This window comes from Parahoeflea alexandrii (genome assembly GCF_024105735.1).
Lineage (GTDB): Bacteria > Pseudomonadota > Alphaproteobacteria > Rhizobiales > Rhizobiaceae > Hoeflea > Hoeflea alexandrii.
Window position 1 is genome coordinate 1092786 of the sequence record NZ_JAAAML010000001.1, and the last position, 22635, is coordinate 1115420.

Annotated in this window: 4 protein-coding genes and 1 tRNA gene; 4 read left to right on the forward strand and 1 reads right to left on the reverse strand. The window is 60.3% G+C overall.

Annotated features, from left to right (window positions below):
• The first annotated feature begins 56 nt into the window (after window positions 1–56).
• From GTW23_RS05060 to GTW23_RS05075, 4 genes are all read left to right on the forward strand, one after another.
• Complete coding sequence (locus tag GTW23_RS05060; RefSeq protein WP_252914861.1) at window positions 57–707, forward strand: response regulator transcription factor; 651 nt, start codon at window positions 57–59, stop codon at window positions 705–707.
• A gap of 529 nt (window positions 708–1236) precedes the next feature.
• The gene (locus GTW23_RS05065; RefSeq protein WP_252914862.1) at window positions 1237–18672 is read left to right on the forward strand and encodes a VCBS domain-containing protein; all 17436 of its coding nucleotides are present in this window, start codon (window positions 1237–1239) and stop codon (window positions 18670–18672) included.
• Between the two features lie 365 nt (window positions 18673–19037).
• Window positions 19038–20771, forward strand: a complete 1734-nt coding sequence (locus GTW23_RS05070; RefSeq protein WP_252915571.1) for a type I secretion system permease/ATPase — start codon at window positions 19038–19040, stop codon at window positions 20769–20771.
• The gene (locus GTW23_RS05075; RefSeq protein ID WP_252914863.1) at window positions 20764–22074 is read left to right on the forward strand and encodes an HlyD family type I secretion periplasmic adaptor subunit; all 1311 of its coding nucleotides are present in this window, start codon (window positions 20764–20766) and stop codon (window positions 22072–22074) included. The genes GTW23_RS05070 and GTW23_RS05075 overlap by 8 nt, the downstream gene beginning before the upstream one ends.
• Before the next feature lie 465 nt (window positions 22075–22539).
• Here GTW23_RS05075 and GTW23_RS05080 read toward each other — a convergent pair.
• Window positions 22540–22629: transfer RNA gene (locus GTW23_RS05080), tRNA-Ser, on the reverse strand.
• Between the last annotated feature and the right edge of the window lie 6 nt (window positions 22630–22635).

A 22635-nucleotide genomic window follows, 5' to 3' on the forward strand; every position in this document is an offset into this window, starting at 1 on the left:
CGAAGGATGGTTTGATGTATAACTAATGAGGGGCAAATTTTCAGGGGCATATTTTTTTGAAAGACAGACGAATTGCTATCGTCGACGAGCATCAACTCTTCCTTGATGGGATGCGAAATCTGTTGCTTTCCTTCAGTCTTGTGTTCGCTGTAACCACCTTTAACACTCCCGACGATCTCCTGTCAGATCTGGATACTGGGAACACATATGATCTCATCGTGACTGATGCCATGATGACCAAGGCGGATGGCCCGTCTCTGGTTGATGCCCTGGTTTCCAGAGCGTTGAAAATCCCGGTTCTGTTCCTGTCCGGATCTGACGATCCGTTGTCCTTCGCTGAAATCATGAAGGGTGGCGCCAGCGGTTCCATCTCCAAAAAAGCCGACAAGACCATGTTTTTCCAGGCCGTGGAAACGGTGATGGGTGGCGGTGTGTTTACTGATCTGGAAGACAGCGCGCTGGTGCCGGTCTCGACCGGACTGCGTTATGGCGCTGCGGAGGACCATGCGTCAGTGCCGAAACTGAGCGGACGTCAGCTCGAAATCCTGCAGCACATACGGCGTGGCATGTCGAACAAAGACGTGGCAGTGCATCTCTTGATCAGTGAAAACACCGTCAAGAGTCACCTCAAGCTGATGTTTCGCCAACTTGGCGTTACCAAGAGAACAGCCTGCATCCAAAAAGCCCAGCACTATGGATTGATCTGAAGCCCGTATGTGCTTTCTCAATACGCTACCGCTCAAAAATCATCTGACTTCATCGTGCCGATTTGAAGCGGAAATGGCGTGAGTCGCTTGCAAATACTTGGTGGGTTTTTTCGGCTTGGCGCGTTTGAGTTGAGGCAGTTTGAGTGTGTTCATTTTTAAACAATGTGTTTTCTTCCCCGGATTGATTGATTCCGAGCGAAAAAATCAATAATAACATGAGTTTGGGGCAAGTGTCCGATCTCGGTTTCGCTCTTAACCAGAATTGACGCAGACATCCATAACCACCCGTTCGGGTTATTGCCGGTCAAGATGTCGCACCGTAGTCTGTTAGCAATCGGTTAACGCCATCCAAAAAAGCGTTTTCGGGGGTAGGGGGGTAGAATCCATCGACCGGACTAAGGTTTGCGAATGGATTTTGCTGGACAAGATGTGCAATGTCGACTGGCAACACTGTTTGCCAGAGCGCTCTTTTATTGTCTTGCAGCAACCCTGTTGGCTTCGTTGACGACGAATCCCAAGGGGAAATGCCATGTCTGACGAAAACAATATTCTCGCAAACGGTGGTTTCGAAGCAACTACGGCAGATGAGGCGACAAACTCGGTTGATCACGGTACCTGGTACACCGCAGACGCCATCGAAGGCTGGAGCGCCACCGAAGGTAGTATTGAAATCCAGTCAAGATCCTTTGGACCGACAGACGCCACTGGCATCCTCTCCTCTGGCGCAGTGCTCGAACTCGATAGCCATGACTACCGTAGCAATTGCTGGTTCGGCCGGCGCGACAATGCGGACAGCACGGTTGCTCAATCCTTCACCCTAGACACGGATGGCACGTTTGAGTTGGGGTTCAGCTATGCCGCGCGCGCAACCACAAAAACCAGCGACTTTTCCGTGTCGATACTGGATGCCAGTGGCGCGGTTGTCTTTTTCCAGGAGTTTTCCGGGCATGAGGGCAACCTCGAGGTCGCCTGGCAGCGCTTCACCCAAGACCTCGAACTGAGCGCCGGTGATTACACACTGGCTTTTTCGTCGGCTGAATATGCCGACCGCGATACCATCGGCGCTTTGATCGACAATGTCAGCTTCATCGATACCGGTCCGAAGGCGCAAAGCGATGCCTATGCACTCGATCTCGGGGTCAGCGAGATCCTAAACGTCGAGGCGACGGTTGGGACCGACACGCGGGATGTGACCGTTCTGGACGAGGATTTTTCAGGTGAGCGTCATCTGACGCGCCTGGAAACGATTGCCGACAGCGATCTTGTCGGCAAGAATGGAGCGGCATTCTCCAATTCCCGCGCCGATGGCGTATTGCTGTTCAACACCGTTGATGTGTCCATGCTCGACACCGGGACGCTGTCCTTCACGATCGAGACCGACGGCAAGAACCGCAGCGGCTTCGAGGCCGCCGACAGCCGCTATGGCGACTATGTGCGCGTCGAGATCAGCGTCGACGGCGGCGAGTTCATGCTGCTCGACATGTTTGAGGTCCGCCAGGAAGACCTTGGTCTGCGAGGCGACCAGCAGACCTTCGTCGGCAGCCTGACCGGCCAAACCTTCACCTCTCAAAGCAGCGCGCTTTCCTACGCGCTGCCTGTGGGCGCGACCAGCGTTCAGCTGCGCTTCATCACCGAGCTGTCGTCCAGCGACGAGATCATCAAGTTCGACGATGTTCTTATTCAGGGTGAGGAATCCTTCGAAACAGGCTATGCGACCGGCCTTCTTTCGAATGACACAGATGGCAATGGCGAGGCGCTGGAAATCATCTCGGCCGAAGGCACCGGCCTGTTCAGCTATGCCGATGAAGACGTCACTGTGCTCGATGAGAATTTCGATAATGCCGGCCGGCATCTGGACGATCTTGATACTGTTGAAGAAAGCAATTTGCGGGGCCGGAATGGCGTTGCCCAGGCGACCTCGCGTGGCGACGGGGAACTGGAGTTCGCAGAAGTCGATATCGCCGGGCTTGGCGGAGAAACCTTCTCTTTCTCCCTCAATGCCGATGCTCTTGGCTGCAACCGGTTTGAATCCTATGGCTGGGCGCGCGATTTCGTCAAGGTCGAGGCCCGTTTCGACGACGGCTCCTACCAGACCATCGATACTTTCGACGTCGAATGGCGTACTGGACAGCAGATCTTCGTCGGTCGGAACAGCGGCCAGGAAGTGGCTGTCAGCGATGGGTTCGTCAACCTCTCCTATGACCTGTCGGCACTGGCCGGTGACGCGGCAACCGCCCAGATCCGCCTGATTGCGGAAGTTTCATCCTCCGGCGAGATTTTTGAAGTCGACGATGTTTCGCTGGTCGGCACGCGCTCGGTGCGCAGCGGCGCCGGCATAGCCACGATCACGCTCGAATCGGGCGCCATCGTCACTATCAAATCCGACGGCAGCTTCTCCTATAACGCCAATGGCAAGTTCGCCTATCTGGCGGAAGATGAGGCCACCTCCGACAGCTTCAGCTACACCGTGCAGGATGCCAGCGGCAACACCGACACCGCGACCGTCACCATCAACCTGGTCGGAACAAACGAGGGCGTGGTCATCGTTTCGGCAGATACGGTTGCCGGAGTTACAGAATTGGCCGACGGGGACGGAGCGGTCCTTTCCGACACGGGCACGATTGTCTTCTCCGATGTCGATCTGATCGATGTTCATACGGTAACAGTCACGCAGGAAACGGCCTATGACAGCCTGCTTGGCGATGTCGCCGCGCGCGGTGCGCTGACCGCCGTGGTTTCCGATCCGTCTACCGGTGATGGCACCGGCGCTGTCACGTGGACCTTTCAGGTCGACAACAGTGCGATTGAGGATCTGGGCGAAAACCGGACCGTCACCCAGGCTTACACGGTGACCATCGATGATCAGCAAGGCTCGGCGGTCACACGAACCATAGTCGTGACAATCACGGGTGTTGGCGTGGGTTCGCTCGTCTTTGGCGATGACGACACGGCCATCGATACCGGAGATGGTGACAACTCCGTTACCACAGGCTCTGGCGATGACAGCGTGACGGTCGGCGATGGCGACAACACCATCGATGCCGGCGATGGCACCAACACGGTTGCAGCGGGCGGTGGCTCGAACACGATCACCACGGGCACCGGCAATGACACGGTGACGGCCGGCGACGGCGGAAACACGGTTGATGCGGGTGAGGGCGATAACGCGGTCACTACCGGTTCGGGTAATGACAGCGTCACCGTCGGCGATGGCGACAACACCATCGATGCCGGCGATGGCACCAATACGGTTGCGGCGGGCGGTGGCTCGAACACGATCACGACGGGCACCGGTGATGACACGGTGACGGCCGGCGACGGCGGAAACACGGTTGATGTGGGTCAGGGCGACAACGCGGTCACAACCGGATCAGGCGACGATTCCGTGACTGTCGGAGATGGCGACAACATCGTTGATGCTGGCGATGGAACCAATACCGTCCAGGCCGGTGATGGCAGCAATGATGTGACTACCGGCTCGGGCGATGACAGCGTCACGGTCGGCGGTGGCGACAACACAATTGATGCTGGCGACGGCACGAACACGGTTTCTGCCGGCGATGGCTCGAACACGATCACGACGGGCACCGGTGATGACACGGTGACGGCCGGCGACGGCGGAAACACGGTCGATGCGGGTCAGGGCGACAACGCGGTCACCACCGGTGCCGGGGACGATTCCGTGACTGTCGGAGATGGTGACAACACCGTTGATGCTGGCGATGGGACCAATACCGTCCAGGCCGGTGATGGCAACAATGATGTGACCACCGGTTCGGGCGATGACAGCGTCACGGTCGGCGGTGGCGACAACACTGTTGATGCCGGCGACGGCACCAATACGGTTGCGGCAGGTGACGGCACCAACGATGTGACCACCGGATCAGGCGACGATTCTGTGACTGTCGGAGATGGCGACAACACCGTTGATGCTGGCAACGGGACCAATACGGTTGCTGCTGGCGGTGGCTCGAACACGATCACCACGGGCACCGGCGATGACACGGTGACGGCGGGCGACGGCGAAAACACGGTCGATGCGGGTGAGGGCGACAACTCCGTCACCACCGGCTCGGGTGATGACAGCGTCACCGTCGGTGATGGGGACAACACCATTGATGCCGGTGACGGGGCCAATACGGTTGCGGCCGGTGACGGCAACAATGATGTGACCACCGGATCGGGCGATGATTCCGTCAACGTTGGCGATGGCGACAATACGGTTGATGCCGGCGACGGCACCAATACGGTTGCGGCGGGCGGTGGCTCGAACACGATCACCACGGGCACCGGCAATGACACGGTGACGGCCGGCGACGGCGGAAACACAGTTGATGCGGGTGATGGCGATAACGCGGTCACTACCGGTTCGGGTGATGACAGCGTCACGGTCGGCGCTGGCGACAACACGGTTGATGCCGGCGACGGCACCAATACGGTTGCTGCTGGCGGTGGCTCGAACACGATCACCACGGGCACCGGCGATGACACGGTGACGGCGGGCGACGGCGGAAACACGGTCGATGCGGGTGAGGGCGACAACGCGGTCACAACCGGATCAGGCGACGATTCCGTCACCGTTGGCGATGGCGAAAACACCGTTGATGCCGGCGACGGCACGAATACGGTTGCGGCAGGTGGCGGCTCGAATACGATCACGACGGGCACCGGCGATGACGGTGTCACCGTCGGCGATGGCACCAATACCGTCGATGCTGGTGATGGCGCCAACACGGTCCAGGCTGGTGACGGCAACAATGATGTCACCACAGGCTCGGGGGACGATTCTGTCACCGTCGGGGATGGTGACAACACCGTTGATGCCGGTGACGGTACCAATACGGTTGCAGCGGGCGGTGGCTCGAACACGATCACCACGGGCGCCGGCAACGACACGGTGACGGCCGGTGACGGCAACAATGATGTGACCACAGGCTCGGGGGACGATTCTGTGACCGTCGGCGACGGCGACAACACTGTCGATGCTGGCGATGGCACCAATACGGTCCAGGCCGGTGACGGCAACAATGATGTGACCACAGGCTCTGGTGATGATTCTGTCACTGTCGGCGATGGCGACAACACCGTCGATGCCGGCGATGGCACCAATACGGTTGCAGCGGGCGGTGGATCGAACACGATCACGACGGGCACCGGCAATGACACGGTGACGGCCGGTGACGGCGGTAATATGGTCGATGCAGGTGAAGGCGACAACTCGGTCACCACCGGGTCTGGCGATGACAGTGTCACGGTCGGCGACGGCGCGAACACGGTTGATGCTGGTGATGGCGCCAACACGGTCCAGGCTGGTGACGGCAACAATGATGTCACCACAGGCACGGGGGACGATTCTGTCACCGTCGGGGATGGTGACAACACCGTTGATGCCGGTGACGGCACCAACACGGTTGCAGCGGGCGGTGGATCGAACACGATCACCACGGGCACCGGCAATGACACGGTGACGGCCGGTGACGGCGGTAATATGGTCGATGCAGGTGAAGGCGACAACTCGGTCACCACCGGGTCTGGCGATGACAGCGTCACGGTCGGTGACGGCGCGAACACGGTTGATGCTGGTGATGGCGCCAATACGGTGCTGGCCGGTGACGGCAACAATGATGTCACCACAGGCTCGGGGGACGATTCTGTCACCGTCGGGGATGGTGACAACACCGTTGATGCCGGTGACGGTGCCAATACGGTTGCAGCGGGCGGTGGCTCGAACACGATCACCACGGGCACCGGCAACGACACGGTGACGGCGGGTGACGGTGGCAATGCGGTCGATGCGGGTGAAGGCGACAACTCCGTCACCACCGGATCCGGCGATGACAGTGTCACGGTCGGCGACGGCACGAACACGGTTGATGCTGGCGATGGCGCCAATACGGTGCTGGCCGGTGATGGCAACAACGATGTCACCACTGGATCGGGCGACGATTCTGTGACCGTCGGCGACGGCGACAACACTGTCGATGCTGGCGATGGCACCAATACGGTCCAGGCCGGTGACGGCAACAATGATGTGACCACAGGCTCGGGGGACGATTCTGTCACCGTCGGTGATGGCGACAACACGGTCGATGCCGGCGACGGCACCAACACGGTTGCAGCCGGCGGTGGCTCGAACACGATCACCACGGGCACGGGCAACGACACGGTGACGGCGGGCGACGGCGGCAATACGGTTGATGCGGGTGACGGCGACAACTCCGTCACCACGGGTTCGGGCGACGACACCATCGTCACCGGTTCGGGCGACGACATTCTGGATGGCGGCGCCGGTTTCGATACTCTCACCGGTGGTGGCGGCACCGATACTTTTGTCATCAGTGATACCGCGGGCGGACCCGATCTGATTACCGATTTCAGCACCGGTACTGATGCCGATATTCTGGATCTGTCCGCGCTTTTACCCGGGCAAACGGTCACAGCCGGAAACATGACCGACTTCATGCAGATGCGGATCGTCGGCGGCGACACAATCGTCAGCATCGATCCGACCGGTTCGGGCGATCCGGCCAATTTTGTTGATGTCGCCATTCTTGCGGGCAGCACCGGCGAAATCACCGTCACTTTTGACGGAGTAACCCTGCTGCTCACCGAAAACAGTGCCGTTGAGATCCTGACCGCGGACGCATCGGGCGATGTCGTCGAGGATGCGGCAGGCGAGTTTCCGGGTCTTGAAACGACAGGTACGATTGCATTCACCGATGCCGATTTCTCCGACAGCCATCAGGCTGCGGTGACCGCCGTGCCGGCCGTTGCTCTGGGCGCGTTTTTGCTGACCCCGGTCGTCGAGGCGGAGGGAGCTCCCGGCGGATCCATCGGTTGGACCTACACGCTCGACAATGACGCCGCGCAGGTCCTGGCCGAGGGGCAGGTCATCACCGAGATCTATACGGTTACGGTGTCCGACGACAATGATCCCGCATCAAGCGTCACGCAGGACATCACGGTCACCATCACCGGCACCAATGATATTCCGTGGATCACCAGCGCTGCCGGCGCCAACGAAGGCGCCGTCACCGAGGCCGGCAACGAGGACAACGGCACGATTGTGGCAGGCACTCCGTCCGCCACCGGGACCCTGACTTTCAGCGACGTGGATGCCATTGTCGCCGACACTGCGAGCTGGTCGATTGCGCCGAACGCCACCAACACCACCGCGCTCGGGTCGATGTCGATCGATGCGGCGACAGGCCTCTGGACCTACGAGATCCACAACGCTGATCCCGCGATCGAGACATTGGCTGAAGGCCAGGTCGAGACCGAGACTTTTACGGCAACGGTAACGGACGAATTCGGCGCAAGCGTGACACAGGTCGTGACCGTCACCATCGCCGGCACCAATGACGGTCCCGTCGCGCAGGATGACGCTGTGGTGCCAAATGTGCTCGCGGCGGCGAGTGTGCTTGACTTCGATGAGTCCGCATCGGCCAGTTACTATTATGACTACACGACAGGAAACTACGTCTACACCTATGAAGAATTCCAAGTTTCTCCCAACGGGGCTGACTATTCCACCTATATCGACACCTATTCTTATGGTGCCGGCAGTTCAGGGTCGGTCTACGCCTATGGTGATGGCACAAATTATCTGGGCGGGCTGATCGAACGCATCGACGGCGCGGATTTCGGCATTTCGTCGCTCGATGTCTCGTCCTATTACAACTACGGCTCGCAAGTCACCTTCGTCGGATACAATGACGGCGTCGAGGTCGGCAGTCTGACCGTCTTCATAGACCCCCATTACGAGACCCCCTATGGCGGCACCAATGGCCATGTCACATTTGGCGGGGACTTCGCCAGCATCGACCAGCTTGCCTTCATTCCGGGCAGCGGAGATTATATCTTCCTTGACAATCTGAGCGTTGCCAGTCGGGCAACGGAAAACTTCGCCGTCGACATTGATGTGCTTGGCAATGATGCCGATCCTGACGCGGGCGCTGAGCTCAGCGTTGCATCCGTCGATCCGGCAAGTGCCCTGGGCGCCGCCATCTCAATCAACACAGACGGGACAGTCCGCTACGATTCAATCGGTGCGGTGGGCGTTGACGCCCTCAGTGAAGGCGAGAGCGCAACCGACAGCTTCAGCTATACCGTAACAGACGAGTTCGGCGCCACCGACACGGCGACGGTTACCGTCGAACTCACCGGCCAGAACGACGCGCCGGTGATCGCAACATCCAGCGCGACCGGATTGCTCGATGTCGTCGCGGTTGGCTCCACGTCGCAATACAATGGCGCCGCACCTGACGGGATTGCTGTGCTGGCCGGCCTGGGCGGCGGCGTGTTCGTGACCACCGACACTTATTCGAGCGCCTTGGGATACACTTACTACAGCTCCTACAACGGCTCGCAGAGCGGTTATGAGTACAATTACACGATGGCGCTCGGCGACATCAACAATGACGGGGCACTTGATATTATCATTGGCGGGAACGGCTATCTTGGCGACAACTATACAGGGTCCGGTGACGCGCTTTCGGTGTTCCTCAACAATGGCGCCGGCCGGTTCGTGGCTGCGGGCACGCTTTCCAATGGCTCCGCGGCGGTTGACCTTTATAGTGGCAGCCAGTCGGAGAGTACTTCGGATGTGGAGCTTGCCGATATCAATGGTGATGGCAACATCGACATCATTGTTGCCGGGCAGGGATCCAATGATGAGTATTCATCGGGAACCGGCGACGGCCTGAGCCTTCTGCTCGGCAATGGCGACGGCACATTCCAGACACCTTCCACATTCTCGATCTCTCCGAACGCTCCATCGGGCGCGGATTCCGAATATGGCAATGATGTCGAACTTGCTGACCTGAATGGTGACGGTGTTCTGGATGTTGTGGTTGCCGGGGGCAGCAATTATTACTATGGCGGCAGCAATGGCGGCATCGCGGTTCTGCTCGGCGATGGCCTTGGTGGGCTTGAGACTGCGGTCAACTACGCAAGCAACATCTTCCAGGAAACTGGCTTGGATGAAAACAACGCCACTCTGGCACTTGGCGATGTCGACAATGACGGTTTTGTCGACATTCTGGTCGGCGGTGGCGCAGGCGGCGCCGGTGCGGCGCCCACCAGCTTGAGTTTGCTGCGCGGCAATGGCGACGGTAGCTTTCAGGCCGCCGTCAATTTCTCCAGTGGTCTGGGATACACCTATCTCGGCAGCCCGGGGTCAATCTACTACGGCACGGTTTACGACCGCACCAATGATGTCAAACTGGCCGATCTGGACAATGACGGCAATCTGGACATTATCGCTGTTGCAACCGGCCAGAATTCGACCACTTCCGTCGGCACCGGGCATGGCCTCAGTATTCTCCTTGGCAATGGCGACGGCACGTTTGAAACGCCCAATACCTATGCCATCGGCATCAGCAGTTATACCTATCCGAATGAGGTGCAGGTCGCCGATCTTGATGGCGATGGCATTCTTGATGTCGTTGCGGCCGAATCCAGCACCGGACTGGTCTTTTTCGCAGGCAACGGCGACGGCACTTTTGCGGAAGGGCGCGCGATTTCGGATCCGTTCAACCAGGGGGTCCGGGACTTCGCGCTGGTCAATCTGACGGATGTGGTGGCGGCGGAAGTCGGAGAGAACGCGGCCGGCGCGGGGGCAACTGATCCCGGGACCGTTGAAATCGGCGTTGAGTTTGCCGATCCCGACGCCAACGACACGCACACCTATTCCATGAACACCGGCGCAACGAACGGTTCGGTCGTCAACAATGGCGATGGCACCTTCACCTACTCGACCAACAACAGCTACGAATGGCTGGCCGAAGGCCAGGTGGCTATCGACACGTTCAAGGTCACCGTCACGGATAACCACAGCGCATCCGATACGGCGACCGTCGCGGTGACAATAACCGGCACCAATGATGCCCCGGTGATCACAACGGCGGTTGGCGGCAATGCGGGTGCTGTCACCGAAGCGGGCAACCAGGACAACGGCGCCATCGTGGCCGGCACTCCGTCCGCCACCGGGACCCTGAGCTTCAGCGACGTGGATTCCATTGTCACAGACAATGCGAGCTGGTCGATTGCGCCAGACGCCACCAACGCAACCGCGCTCGGATCAATGTCGATCGATCCGGCGACAGGGCTCTGGACCTATGCGATCGACAATGCGGATCCTACCGTTCAGGCGCTGGTCGAGGGCCAGGTCGAGACCGAGACGTTCACCGCGACGGTGACCGACGAGTTCGGCGCGACCGCAACCCAGACGGTGACGGTGACAATCAACGGCACCAATGACGCGCCCGTCGCCGTGGCCGATTTTGCCAATGGCGATGATCTGTCCGGCTATGTCCAGAACCCGGACAATGGCCACTATTACAAGTTCTTCGCAGGTGGCCTGTCCTGGCAGGATGCGTCTGCTGCTGCAGCGGCCGAAGGTGGATATCTCGCCACCATCACCGCGCCGGAGGAATCCGCCTTTGCCCTGTCGCTTGACAGCAAGCCGCTGTTTGCCTGGCTTGGCGGCAACGACACTGCGACCGAAGGCCAGTGGCTTTGGGTCGAGGGCCCGGAAGCAGGCACACCGATCGTCTACCAGCCCTGGGACGCAGGTGAGCCCAATGACGGCTTCACCGGCGAAGATTTCCTCATCATGTATGTGGATTCGGGCAATCTCGGCAACTGGAACGACCTCTCGTCCAATCCCAACCCGGATGTCGGCTTCCTGGTCGAGATCGACACCCGCCCGCTGGCGCGCGGCTCGGTTGCCACCAACGACAGCGATGTCGATCTCGGGGCTGGCGCAGCGCTGAGCTATGCGCTGGTCGCACCGGTGGCGGGCCTGACGCTCGGCGCCAACGGCGCCTATGCCTTCGATCCGGCGGATGCTGCCTACGGGTATCTCGCTGAAGGTGAAGTGCTCGAGGTGGTTGCCGGCTACGCGGTTACGGACGAATTTGGCGCGACTGCCCAGTCGACCCTGACCATCACGCTGACCGGAACCAATCAGGCGCCGGTTGCCGTCATCGACACCAATGCCACCGACGCGCTGGTCGAGCAGGGCTTCGGCATTGCCGGCGACGACATCGCCGCGGGCAATCTTCTGGCCAACGACACCGACATCGATGCTCTGGACGTTCTCGCCGTCACCAATGTCGATTCCGGCACCGGCGAGACCGGTTCCAACATGACCGTCGATCCATCCTTCACCCAGCTGGTGACCGGCCGCTACGGTTTGCTGGTGATCAGTGCCGACGGCACCTGGGAGTACACGCTCAACAACCTCGATGCCGACACCGAGGCGCTCGGCGACGGCGACACCGGCATCGAGACCTTCACCTACACCATTTCCGACGGCAATGGCGGCACCGATACCTCCACCCTGACGTTGGAAATCGCAGGCTCGGGCGACAATGTCGCACCGGTCGCCAATGACGATGACCTCGCTGTCACGGAGGACACGCCGGCAACGCTGGATCTTCTTGCCAATGACACCGACGGCAACAACGCGCCGGTCGTCACCCAGACCCTTTCGGTGGTCTCCATCAACGGCCAGGCCGCCACGGTCGGCGCGGTGATTGCGACCGATCACGGCTCGATCACCATCGGTGCAGACGGCGCTGTCAACTACACGCCGGACGCAGACTTCAACGGCGCCGACAGTTTCACCTACATCGCCAGCGATGGTCTGGAGGAGAGCGCCGAGGCCACGGTCACGCTCGATGTGGCGGCGGTCAACGACGCCCCCGAGATCACTCTGCCGTCAGCCGGTTCCATCAGCTTTACCGGTGGTAGTCCAGTTGGTGACAGTGTCTCGGTGCCCGGTCTCACGCTTGGGTCTGCCTACACGCTGGAAGCCTGGGTCAGAAATGACGCGCCAAGCTTGTCGATCCATAGCACCACGATCATGGAATTTAGCAATGACAACCCATATCTTGGTCTGACGCCAGCAGGACACCTTTATCTTTGGAATAGCGGTGCGTCGAGCAGTACGCCGCTGCCGCGTGGAGAATGGGTCCATGTCGCCGCTACCGTCGACGCTGGTGTCAGCAAGCTTTATGTCAATGGGGCGCATGTTGCGACTGGTACCGCGCCTTCGAGTTCCGGTACTGGACTTGGTATTGGCCACAACAACAATGACACAGGCTGGGTCGGCCTGATCGATGAAGTCCGCGTCTGGACTGTCGCACGGACTGAGGCTGAGATCGTCGCGGCCAAGGATATACAGCTGACCGGAAACGAAGCCGGGCTGGAAGGCTACTGGACCTTCAATGAAGGTTCGGGCGGGACAACCGCCGACCTGACCGGAAACGGCCACACGGGCGCCTTGACAAACGCAGCCGCTTTCGATGCGGACGGCTTTGCCGGAAGCGTGGCAAATTTTGCCACGGTTGAGGACAACACCGTTCTCATCACGGGTGTGACGATTTCCGATGTCGATGCCGGCGCCGGTGACGTCTTGGCCATCCTGTCGGTTGTCCATGGATCGGTCGCGTTTGGTGATCTGACCGGCATCACCGTCACGGCCGGCGCCAACGATAGCGCGACTGTCACGGTTCAGGGTACCGTTGCGGCCATCAACACCACGCTGGCGGCGCTCAACTACAGTCCCGATGCCGATTACAACGGCAACGACATCCTGTCGCTACAGGTTTCCGATCTCGGCAACACCGGGTCAGGCGGCGCGATGGTCGACACGGTGGAAATTCCGATCATGATTATGCCGGTCAACGACGGTCCTGTGGCCGTTGCCGATGCTCTGGCTGCCACCGAGGACACGGCAGTGACGTATACAGCGGCGCAGTTGCTGGGCAACGACACCGATGTCGACAACCAAGCGGGTGATCTGGCGATTGCCTCGGTCACCAGCGGGACGGGCGGCACGGCTGTGCTCAACGCCAGCGGCACCGTGACGTTCACGCCCGACGCCGACTTTAACGGTGCGGCGGACTTCACCTACACGGTCACCGACGGCGATCTGGAAAGTGCCTCAGCAACCGCGACTGTTATCGTCGCCGCCGTCAACGATGGCCCCGCCATCCTCGGCGGGACGTCAGCGGGCGCCATTCTGGTCAATGACACTGGTGCGCTGGATAGTGCTGTGACATGGGGACAAGGTCAAACCCACTATGCGAACCAGACCTTTTATGCAGGCGATGTCATTACTTTCGACATTACCGGTGTGGTTCAATCCGGCGTCACTTTCCAGCTTTATGACAGCAATGACCAGGCCCTTGACGCCAGCTTCCGCGTCGCACCTGGTGAGCATCAGGTCTACAGCTACACTGTAACGGAAGAATTGAGCGGAATTCGCTATCGCGCCGATGCAGCAGGTGTGGGTGGCAATCCCGGTTGGGTGATCGATGCCAGCGTCGTCTCGGGGGGTCTCGACGTTGACGAGGACGCTTCGGGCAGCTTCACCGGTCTTGTGATCAGCGATGTTGATGCAGGCAGTGATCCGATTGCGGTAACGCTGGAAGTCGGCAATGGCGACCTTGCCTTCACCGGCGGCACCTCCGGCCTGACGTTTACCGACAGCGACGGCAGCGACGGCACGCTGGCCTTCACCGGTTCGCAGGCCGACATCAACGCGGCGCTCGGCTCGCTGGATTACACCGGCGAGCAGGATTTTGCCGGCCAGGACATCCTGACCATTACCGCCGACGATCAGGGCAACACCGGTTCCGGCGGCGCGCTCAGCGCCTCCACCGAGGTCGTCATCGACGTAGCGGCGGTCAACGACGCGCCGGAGATCCTTGGCGCGGCATCGGTCGGTGCGACCACCGTCAATGACATTCAGGCCTACAATGTGCCGAATTCGCCCGGAAACGGCGGTTTCAATTCGTCCTATTCCGGTCTTCCAGGCAATCAGTCGGACGGCCGGTCCATCTCCGGCTTCGCTGCCGGCGATCAGGTGACCTTCACGGTCAGCGGTGCGAATTACTTCTTCGTGCTGCGCGACGGCTCGGGCACGGCGCTGGCGCCGTTCGACGGGCTGTATTCCAATCAGGTGCCAGGTGGCAGCTTCACCAGCACCTACACGGTTACCGGCGGGGCGGACACGACGCTGAGCTGGTATCTGGGCGCCAACAACCAGACCGGCGGCAATCCGTCCTACACGGTAACGGCCTCGGCCGTGCCCGTGGGTCTCGAAGTCGACGAGGACGGTTCGGCGGTATTCTCCGGCGTTTCGATTGCCGATATCGACGCTGATGGCGGGATCATGGATGTCACAATGAGTGTCGGCAATGGCACGCTGGATCTGCTGAGCTCCACCGGCCTGACCGTCACCGAAGCAGATGGATCCGACGGCATGCTGGCCTTCTCGGGCTCACTTTCCGACATCAACGCAGCACTTGCCGCCCTGCAATACACCGGCAATGCCGACTTCAACGGCACTGACGCGCTGTCGATCACCGTCAGCGACAATGGCAACACCGGCTCGGGCGGCGCGCTCAGCGTCACCAAATCCGTCGCCATCAATGTTGCTCCCGTCAACGATGCGCCGGTGGCGGTTGCCGATGAACTGAGCGGGACTGAAGACACGGTCATCACGTTTACGGCAGCGGAGCTTCTGGGCAACGACACCGATGTCGACAATCCGGCAGGCGACCTGTCGATCGCGTCGGTGACCAGCGGGACGGGCGGCACGGCTGTGCTCAACCTCGACGGCACCGTGACGTTTACGCCCGATGCCGACTTCAACGGTGTGGCTGACTTCACCTACACCACCAGCGATGGCGATCTGGAAAGCGCACCGGCAACCGCGACTGTCAATGTGGCGGCAGTCAACGACGCGCCGGTGATCCCGACGGAAGCCTTGCTTTACCAGGTTGAGAACCCGTCGTTCTCCGGCGGAGTGCCGAGCTACACGACCAACGCTGCGGCTGATCTAACCGGAGCAATCGAACGCGTTCAGTATCGCATGGAAGTGGAAGGGATCAACGGAACGCTGTATTACGCTGAAGTCTCGTTCGACGCCTGGCCCGGTCTGACGGCCGCGGATCTGGCCGTTCCGACGACTGCCAACGGCATTGTCATCCAGCGCGACGTCACCAACCTGACGGTCGAGTCCAATTATCCGGGCGTCGTCAACGGTTCTGGTTTCGAGGGACGGCTGGAAATCTGGCCGTACGACTATTCGCGGAACGCCGCGCCCGGATTTGCCGGTGACGGTGCGACCTACGATGTCTCTGACACGCACACAGGGAACAGCAGTTACGGCAGCTTCCAGATTCACAATCTCAGCGCACCCGCGCCGCAGACTGTGTTCGCCTGGAACAACCACAATGGCACTCCCGATATCGGTTTTGGCAACAATCCCGGCGCTGACCCTGACTGGACCTTCGCGGGTTCGCCGAACCTGGACGAAAGCACCTGGAGCCTGCAGATCTCGGTGGCCGTTGGCCTGGAAAGCGCGGAGACCGCCGAGAACGATGCGGGGGCGTTGCTCGCGAGCTTCGACGTCAGCGACATCGATACCGCCACGGGTCTCACCTTCAAGGTGCTCAATGCCTCTGATGAGGTCGATACGCGGTTCGAGGTGGTTGCCGCCAGCGGCACGACAAATGGCGAGCCGGGTACATACGAGCTGCGGTTGAATTCGGGTGAAAGTCTTGACCATGAAACCGACCCGACCATTGGTCTCAAGGTCGAAGTCAATGATCACGGCCTGGTGAACAATCTGACCACCTTGCCGGTGACGGTGACGGTGAGCGATGTCAACGACGCGCCGGTGGCGGTGGATGACACCTTCGCGCCACTTGCTGAGACCCTCGTCACTTTTGACCCGGGATCCTGGCAAAACATTCCTGATGGATATGGCGGGCTGAACTGGAGTTCGGACACGTCGCCAAACGGCTCCACCCCCGACTTCTATTTCGGGCAGTATGGCGGGCGAACCTCGGGATACAGTGGCAACGTCGGTGCAAACTCGACGTTTGAAAGCCCGGACGGTAGCGAATTTGATCTCAACAGCCTGAATTTGCGCAAATTTGGTCTCGAGCAGACCCTCGAGTATCAAACGAATTATGCGGCGACGGAAGTTGAAGTTTCCGGATACCGGGACGGGGTTGAGGTCTATTCCGGCGTGGCTGTCAGTCTGAATTTTACCGGAACCGACGTCGCGCTCAATTTCGAGAACATCGACGCCTTCAAGATTTCCGTTACCGGTTTTGGCGCCGTGGCGGGTCATGGGCTGTTCGAACTCGACAACATCTCCTACTCCAAGGGCCTCTCCATCTCGGAAGACGCCGCACACACCTTTACAGCGGCTGACCTTGTCGGCAACGACACCGATGCCGACGGCGATACGCTGTCGGTCTCGGCGGTCTCTGCCACCAGCGTCAATGGTGCGGCGATTACGCTCAAAGGCGACGGTACCGTCAGCTATGATCCGACGGCGTCGGTGGCGCTGCAGGCGCTGGGCGAAGGCGACAGCACCACGGACACGTTTATCTACACGGTGTCGGATGGAAATGGAGGCATGGATACGGGCACCGCGACAATGACTGTCACGGGCACCAACGATGCCGCCATCCTCTCCGGAGACGTGACGGGCGCTGTGACTGAAGACGCGGTTTCGACCACTGTCTCCGGCAATCTCGACTCGAGCGACATCGACAATGCCGATGACGCTTTCCAAGAGGTCGCAGCGGGCGCTGCGACGGCAAACCAGTACGGCACCTATGCGGTCAACGCGGCGGGTTTATGGACCTACACGCTCGACAATGCCAACCCGGCAGTCGATGCGCTCACCAACGGGCACACGCTGACCGACAGCTTCACGGTCCTGTCCGAAGACGGCACCGCGCAGACGGTCGATATCACCATCAACGGCAATACGGGCGCAGCAGCGCTTGTTTCCGGTCCGCCGCTGGTGGTTGCCTACATCGACTATGACGGTGTGGCCGGATATGACCCGGCGGCCGACACGCTGATCGCCCGGGTTATCGATACCAATCAGGACGGGTTCACCGGCGCTGGCGACGAGTTGCAGTTCGGCTTCTATCCGCTGAATTACTCGGCCAGCGCGGTGGGTACGTTCTCAGGGGCAAACCAGACGATCACCTCCGCTTATGGTGGTGCCGGCGTTTCCGGACTGCACATACAGACACAGGAAGGCGGTGCCTATTACTTGCTGGACCGGGGAGACATGGAGCAGTTCTCAAGCCCTAATTTCATCTTCAGGGATGCGATCCCCGAGCAAGGCACGGGCTCCAATCAGTTGTCGCTCAACGCTTCGGCTGGTGACCCGGCGTCGCCGAACCAAAACGCAAGTCAGCCTTCAGTAGAGTTCATAGGCGTGGGCAATCAGGCCTTCCTCGAAATCAACTTTGCGACCGCCAACGACGCGGTCATCACCGGCGATGTTTCGGGTGCGGTGATCGAGGACGCGGCGCTGACTACCGTCTCAGGCGATCTCAACGCCGCCGACGCCAACAATACGGCGGACGCGTTCCGGGTGATCACTGCGGGCGCTATGACCGTCAACAGCTACGGCACCTATGCGGTGGACGCGGCGGGTGTGTGGACCTACACGCTCGACAACGCCAACCCGGCGGTTGGTGCGCTCAATAACGGGCAAACGCTCTCCGACAGCTTCATCGTCTACACCGAGGATGGCACGGCGCAGACAGTCGATATCGTCATCGATGGCGCCAATGATGTACTCGTCGTTGGCTCTGGCGGAGATGATATTCTCATCGGCAACGATTTGGACAATGTCGTGAACGGTGGTGCCGGGAACGACATGCTGACCGGCGGACTTGGCGACGACACTTTCGTGTTCATCCTCGGCGATGGCGTCGACACCGTGACCGATTTCGATGACGGGCTTGATCTGGTGGATGTCTCGTCCTTCGGCTTCGTATCCGTCGATGATCTGATCTTCACCCAGGACGGCACGGACGCCGTCATCACCGGTCTTGGCGATGGTCAGGAGATCAGGCTCGACAACACGCTTGTTGCCGATCTGGGCAATGACGATTTCAACTTCCTGTAAGCGATCGTCTGCGACAGGCGTCCGGGGGCTTTCGGGCCCCCGGGTGGTTTCAGCACACACGGCGCGGCATGCGTCGCTTTCAGTCACAAACGGTTCTGGGGCGTGGCCTGTGGATGAGAGTCTTGATGCCCGTGGCAGTTTCCCAGGGGGCGGCGGATTAATCGTGATTGCAATGGTTCCTTTCAGAATGCCTTCGGGCGGTGCTAAGGTTCAAACCGTTGGTCTTGCAAGGGTGAAAACACCTTGCTGGTTGGGGGCGGAGCGTCATCGTGCAGAGTAAACAAGCCTCTTCGGGTTCCGGAACCACGGGCCCGGTGCAGGCCTTGCCGGCAGCAGAAACGGCCGCCGGCGGCACGCCTGTTGCCATGTCCGCGCCAAGGCCACCTGCAGCAAAACCCATCGATGTATCGGGTGTCTTTGCATCCCTGCGCTCGGCGTTTTGGGGCATCGGCGTGGTCAGCCTGCTGATCAATGTGCTGATGCTCACCGGTCCCTTGTTCATGCTGCAGGTCTATGACCGGGTGCTGGCCAGCGGTTCGGTGCCGACGCTGATTGTCATCGGCGGGCTGGCGCTGTCGATGTATGTTTTCTACGGGCTTCTCGAAGGGGTCCGGGGCCGGATCCTGGCGCGCGTTGGGCAGAGGGTCGATGCGCAATTGTCGGGCATCGCCTATGCGATCTCGACGGTATTGCCGCTGCGGCTCGGGGCGCAGGCCGCGAAGCACCGTCCGGTTCAGGATCTCGACAGTGTGCGCCAGTTCCTCTCGGGGTCGGGACCGGCAGCCATTTTCGATGTGCCGTGGATCCCGCTCTATCTGGGCGTGGTGTTCCTGTTTCACCCGGTGCTGGGCTATCTGGCGCTCGCTGGCGCTCTGGTCATCTGTGTGCTGATCGGGCTCAACGAAATGTTCTCCCGCAAGCCCGCAGCCGAAGCCGCGCAGGTCGCGGGAAGGCGTAATTCGGTGGTCGAGGCCAGCCGGCGCAATGCTGAAGCCGTGCAGTCAATGGGCATGATGGGCGCGATGCTATCGCGCTGGACCAGGGAAAATGACGCTTATCTCGCCAAGCAGCGCTCATCCGCCGACTGGGCCGGCTTCTTCGGCACGGCAATCAAGACCATCCGCTTCCTGCTGCAGTCGGCAATCCTGGGTGTCGGAGCCTGGCTGGCCATTCAACAGGCGATCACGCCGGGTGTCATGATCGCCGCCTCGATCATGACTTCACGGGCGCTTTCGCCGGTTGAGCAGGCGGTTTCGCAATGGCGCGGATTCATCGCCGCGCGGCAGGGGCTCACCCGACTGAAAGCCCTGATCGCGGCGGAGAACAGAACCGGCGACGACGAGATGCTTGATCTGCCGTTGCCGCAATCATCGCTGCGGCTGGAGGAGCTTGCCTGCGGTCCCGCCGGCATCCGCCAGGCCTTCATCCAGGGCGTGAACCTGGAACTGGCCGCGGGTGAGGGCCTTGGCGTCATCGGTCCTTCGGGCTCGGGCAAGTCGACGCTTGCCAGAGCGATCGTCGGCCTGACGCCGGCACTCAAGGGGGCTGTTCGCTTCGATGGCGCGGAACTTACACAATGGCCGGCGGACAGGATCGGCGATATTATCGGCTATCTGCCGCAGGATGTGCAGCTGTTTGATGGCACCATCGCCGAAAACATTTCCCGCTTTGCGCTTGAGCCTTCCTCCGATGTCGTCATCGATGCGGCGAAACTCGCCGATGTCCACGACCTGATCGTTGGCCTGCCGGACGGCTACAACACACTCATCGGCTCGGAGGGCATGGCCATGTCGGGCGGGCAGCGCCAGCGCATCGCACTGGCCCGGGCGCTGTATGGCCGTCCGTTCCTGGTGCTTCTCGACGAGCCCAATTCCAATCTGGACTCCGATGGAGAGGCAGCACTCACCGGCGCGATCAAATCAATGCGTGCGCATGGCTCGATCGTGGTGGTGATCGCCCACCGGCCCAGCGCCATTGCCGCGGTCGACAAGGTGCTGTGCCTGGCTGAAGGTAAGGTCGTGGGCTATGGCCCGAAGGACGAGGTGATGCAGAAACTAGTGGCACCTGTTCCAACCCGCGGGGTCGCAGCCAATGCATGATGGATCAAGCGACAATTTGCTGGCGGGCAGCATCCGCAAGCATCTTGTCTTTGCCTTGGCGCTGGTCGTGCTGCTTGTCGGTGGCGTCGGCGGCTGGGCCGCCAACACCGAAATCTCCGGTGCCGTGGTGGCTTCAGGCACAGTCGTTGTCGAGAGCAACACCAAGCAGGTTCAACACCGCGAGGGCGGCATCGTGCGCGAGATCACCGTGCGCGACGGCGACACCGTCAAAGCCGGGGATCTGCTGATCCGGCTGGATGACACGGTGACACGGGCCAATTTCACGGTGGTGCTCAAACAGCTAGACGAGCTGTCCGCCCAGGAAGCCCGTCTGCTGGCGGAGCGCGACGGTACCGAACTGATAGAATTCACACTCAAGGATGGCGCTGTCGCCGACGCGCCGAAAAGCATTATCGAAGACAGCCAGATCCGCCTGATGGAAGCCCGGCGCAACAGCCTGAAGGGCCGCAAGCAGCAGCTTGGCGAGCAAATCCGGCAATTGGAAAAGCAGATCGACGGTCTGCAGGTACAGAGCCTGGCCACACAAGCGGAAATCGAATTGGTTGATGATGAGCTTGTCGATCTCGAAGATCTGTTGCAACAGCAACTCGTTGCCAAGCAACGGGTGAGCTCGTTGCGGCGGGAAAAGACCCAGCTTGAGGGCGCTCATGGCGGGCTTCTCTCGGAGATAGCCCAGGCCTACGAAGCGATCAGCGAGCGCAAGATCCAGATCCTCCAGATCGAGGCGGAATCGCGCGCCGAAGTGCTTGAGCTCTTGCAGGAAGTCCGCTCCCGCATCGCGCAATTGGAAGAACAGAAGATCGCAGCCGAAGACGAACTGGCCCGCGTCGAAATTCGTGCTCCCAGCTCGGGTTATGTCCATCAACTTTCCCAGCATACGCTCGGCGGGGTGGTGGGACCTGGCGAGACGCTGATGCTGATTGTGCCGAAGGAAGATCTTCTGGTTATCGAGGCGCGGATCCAGCCGGCCAACATCGACCAGCTGTCACCGAGCCAGCACGCAAGGCTGCGCTTTCCCAGCTTTGACCAGAGAGCCACGCCGGAGCTCGAGGCCCGTCTGCTCACAGTGTCCGCCGATCTGACCATCGATGAGACCACCGGGCTTGGTTACTACACCGCGCGGCTGACCATTCCGGAGGTCGAGCTTGTCAAACTTAACGGCAAGCAGCTGGTCCCGGGGATGCCCGTTGAGGCCTTTCTCAAGACCGATGACCGCACCGTTCTGTCCTATCTCGTCAAGCCAGTGCGCGACCAGATCGCCCATGCGCTGAAGGAACGGTGAACAGGTATTCGGCTTCTGGCCGGGTCAATCGCAGTGATCCGCGCCGTTATCGGAAGCTGGCATCAGATGTGGCACGCTTCGGATATGTTCGCATGAGCCCCACTGAACAAGTCCTAGAGATCTTGAGGGAGTGATCGGCCGCCGCGGGATACGGTTTGGCTGGTCTGTTCGGAAAAGTGGAGGGAGCCCGGTTTCAGGGCAGATCGTTTACGAGTGGATCGAGTGGACCGATAACATCCCATCAAACCAACTCCGGAGTATGTCGACCCACAGATCCGAGAGGCTGGACAGCGATATTTTACTTTGCTGACCGATGACGAACTCGCCGCGGTGGACTGATAGCGGCCGTGTCGGGAAGTTTTTCCAAGGATCGACTGGTGGTGCATTACACCAACAAGTCAGGGATATTGTCGGGGCAACAGACAGGCTGGATTAAAAAAATCCAAATAGATCAGATGGTTGGAATGGCGGAGAGGAAGGGATTCGAACCCTCGATACCCTTCCGGGTATACTCCCTTAGCAGGGGAGCGCCTTCGACCACTCGGCCACCTCTCCGTCGAG

Excerpts from the sequence above, each read along its gene's own strand:
- GTW23_RS05070 (WP_252915571.1), top strand. The coding sequence starts at position 19,038 with ATGTCCGCGCCAAGGCCACCTGCAGCAAAACCCATCGATGTATCGGGT.
- GTW23_RS05075 (WP_252914863.1), top strand. The coding sequence starts at position 20,764 with ATGCATGATGGATCAAGCGACAATTTGCTGGCGGGCAGCATCCGCAAG.
- GTW23_RS05065 (WP_252914862.1), top strand. The coding sequence starts at position 1,237 with ATGTCTGACGAAAACAATATTCTCGCAAACGGTGGTTTCGAAGCAACT.